The sequence below is a fragment of the Streptomyces sp. NPDC079020 genome (assembly GCF_044542225.1).
In the GTDB taxonomy this organism is placed as follows: domain Bacteria; phylum Actinomycetota; class Actinomycetes; order Streptomycetales; family Streptomycetaceae; genus Streptomyces.
The window spans coordinates 1-3,127 of sequence record NZ_JBITUB010000040.1 but is presented as its reverse complement, the minus strand read 5'-3'; the positions used below and the strand labels follow the sequence as shown (position 1 = coordinate 3,127).

Annotated in this window: 2 protein-coding genes; one reads left to right on the top strand and one right to left on the bottom strand. The window is 61.3% G+C overall.

The genetic code is table 11. From position 1 onward, the window contains the following. The first annotated feature begins 37 nt into the window (after positions 1 to 37). A complete protein-coding gene (locus ACIGJO_RS35685; RefSeq protein WP_399965596.1) occupies positions 38 to 559 on the top strand; it encodes a hypothetical protein in 522 nt (173 codons plus the stop codon). 193 nt (positions 560 to 752) lie between these two features. On the opposite strand, the gene ltrA is transcribed toward ACIGJO_RS35685, so the two are convergent. Further along, a complete protein-coding gene (gene ltrA, locus ACIGJO_RS35680; RefSeq protein WP_399965594.1) occupies positions 753 to 2,522 on the bottom strand; it encodes a group II intron reverse transcriptase/maturase in 1,770 nt (589 codons plus the stop codon). Positions 2,523 to 3,127: the final 605 nt, after the last annotated feature.

The following is a 3,127-nucleotide window of genomic DNA, read 5'->3' as shown; positions in this document are numbered from 1 at the left end:
CTAGGGCGTGTGTCGGAAGTGCTCTAGGTTGGCTGGTGTGAGTGCGCGGGGGCGGAGTTACCGATATGTCGGACCGGTGGAGCTGAAGACTGCGGTCCGGCCTGGCAGCGGCGGGTGTCGGATCAGCTCGGCAGTTGAATTCGGTGACTGGGTCGCTGGGCGATCGGTGGCGGAGCTGGCCGAGCCGTTCACTTTCGTGATCGGCGTGGACGGTGTGCTTCGGCTGGCGCCGCGCCGGAGTGAGCACGTGGCCTGTGCCGGCGGAGCCATGGTCTTGAGTGCGGGCGAGATCGGTTTTGTGCGCGAGGGGGGACGGTGGGCTGTGAGCGAGGTCAGCAACCAGTCCACCGGGTACTGCCCCGACATCGGCTCCTGGTCGGAAGTCGCTCGTGCTCTGGACGACGTAGGACTCGAACGGCCCTCCGGCTTCACCCACGAGGTGGTGTTCCGCCGGTGTCCTGGCTGCCAGGAGCACAGCATCGTGCGCGAGGACGACTTCGTCTGCGTCTTCTGCGGCAGCGATCTGCCGGAGACGTGGAACGTGGATCCCACCGTGTGATGGCCGAAGGTCACAGCCACTCGTTGATGGCCGCGACGAGGACGGCCGCCTCGTAGCGGACCGCGAGCTTGTCGTAGCGCGTGGCGACAGCGCGGTTCCTGTCGGGTAGCCGGGTCATGTTGCCATGACCCGGCCCCCTCAGAACCGGGCATGCCTGTTTCCAGGCACCACGGCTCAAGCAAGCCCAAACGCTTCACAGAATCTGCTTTTTGTTGATGCCGTCTCTCGCATGAAGCTGCTGATGGCATTCGGAGTGAACGAGTCGAAGATTCTTGACTTCATCAGATCCGCCGTCACGTCGGTAGGCGAAGTGGTGTTTGTGCAACCGCTTCTTCATCGCGTCGAACCAGTCGATCCACTCGCGTGGACTTTCCGGTTCGTATTCTGCTCCAACGATGAGCGCCTGACCGCAGAGCGGACAGATCCCTTTCTGACGGGCTGCCAGAGTAAGGCTGATCTTGTCCATTGGCGGAGGCGTTCGCGTCCTGCGACGCTGATTCCAGTAGTCGTGGAGCGCGGGATCGTCAGGTGACGACTTTCCCTTGACTAGCTGATGCCTTCTGATGTTGGTCCAGGCGAACTTGGGAAGATGTGCACCTGTGGTGCGGTCACCGAAGACCCAGTTATTGTTCTTGGACCGGTTGATTCTGCCGAAGTACTTGTTGACGATCCAGTGCTTCGACTTCTTCGGGTGGGTGCGCTTGGCCCACTTGTAGGTGAGCGTCCACACGTAACTGTCCAGCGCTGAGAATGTCTTGCTGGACACCACCGTCCGGTAGTACGCAGACCAGCCCCTGACGATCGGGGAGAGTCTGCGGAGTACGACTGTGATGCTCTGCCCGAGAAGAGCTTGCATCTCGGAACGCAGTCGATTCCGGATCCTCTTCACCGCATCCTTGCTGGGCGTAATGATCAGGCTGTCGCCATGGCGTCGGACGTTGAAGCCGAGGAAGTCGAACCCTTCGGAAAGGTGAAGGATTCGCGTCTTCTCTTCGTTGAAGCGAAGACCTCGGGGTTCAAGCCAATCGTCAAGCCGTGACTTGACCGTCTCAGCTTCTTCCTTGCTCGTGCAGAACACGGCAAAGTCATCGGCGTAACGCACCAGGATCGGCGTCCCTTTCGCGGCCCACATCACTGTTCCTTTGCGGGTTGCGAATCGGACTCCTGCGGCTTCCTCCATTCCGTGAAGTGCAATGTTGAGCAACAAGGGGCTGATCACTCCGCCTTGAGGTGTTCCCTCATCGGTGCGAGTGAAGCGTCCGTCGTCGACCACGCCCGCCTTCAGCCACTGGCGGACGAGTTGCCTGGCAGGGAAGCCGCCGACGCCGTCAAGCAGGCGATCGTGGTCGATGCGGTCGAACGCTGCGGCCAGGTCGGCGTCGAGTACCCACTGACGTTTGGCCGTCTTGCCCTTCGCGGTGCTGAAGATCGCCTGGATGGCGTCGTGGCAACCGCGCCCTGGTCGAAATCCGTAGGAGCGCGATTCGAACCGGGCTTCCCACTCGGGTTCCAGCGCGTTTTTCACACGTGCTTGGATTACTCGGTCGCGCATGACCGGGATACCGAGCGGGCGTTGCTTTCCATTGCTCTTCGGGATGTAGACCCGTTTGACGGGCCTGGCTCTCCAGGGCTGGGTTTGCTGGTCGATGTCGACCGCCATGCGAGCTCGCGCCTGGGGGGTGAGTGCTCGTTCCCTGTCGATGCCTGCCGTCTTGCGGCCCTTGCTCTGCTGCGTTACCCGTTTCACGCTCAGGAGCGTGTTACTGCGGCTCCGCAACATGAGCTTTTGCAGATTGCGGACCTTCTTGAGGTCCCCTTCCTGTGTCGCTTTGAAGATCCGTTGTCTCAGACGCCGTACGTTTGCCTCAGTGCTGGCCCAGTCGATGCCGTGCCAGTCCAGTGGTCCGCCCTGCGGTCCGTTCACTTTGGAGGTGCGGCCGGCAGTAGGGACTGTCTGTCGCATGTTCCTCCTTCGCGTCTAACTTGTCCGGCAGGTTCTGACGTCATTACTCGGGATGGTTCAAAGGCTCACCCGGCCCACGTGGGCACCCTTTCGGGTCAGGTCATTCCGACCTGTATCCGGCGAGTTATAGCCTGGAGTGAAGGACTCCAGGGTTTTCCTCTGACCTTTCGGTCGACCGGCGTTCGCTTCTTGGGCCATCCTGTTCCCGCTGAAGAATTGGGCCTTCCTTGCGGTTGACTTACCGGGCTGAGCCCGGACTCCAACGGGGTTTCCACGTTCCACACACGTAAGTTGCGGCTGGGGTGGGTGCCCCCTATATCCCGGAACCGGCGGTGTCCTCCTCCCGGTCTCAAATCTCCGAGAGTCGCCTGACGTCTTCCAACGCCGGGTTCTGTAGCCACTGATTACGAACCATCGGGCGGCTTCAACCTTACGAGACATCAATGGGGGTTCACGCGGTTCACCCGTCCAGCCTTTCCCTCGCCTGTCGTTCCCCGATGGCCAGGGAACCCTTGGGCTTGAACGCTCAGCTTCACACCCCGCTGTTACCGGCGACGCATGTGAGCGCGGGAACGGATTGCGGACACTAATCCGGGGTCAGCACA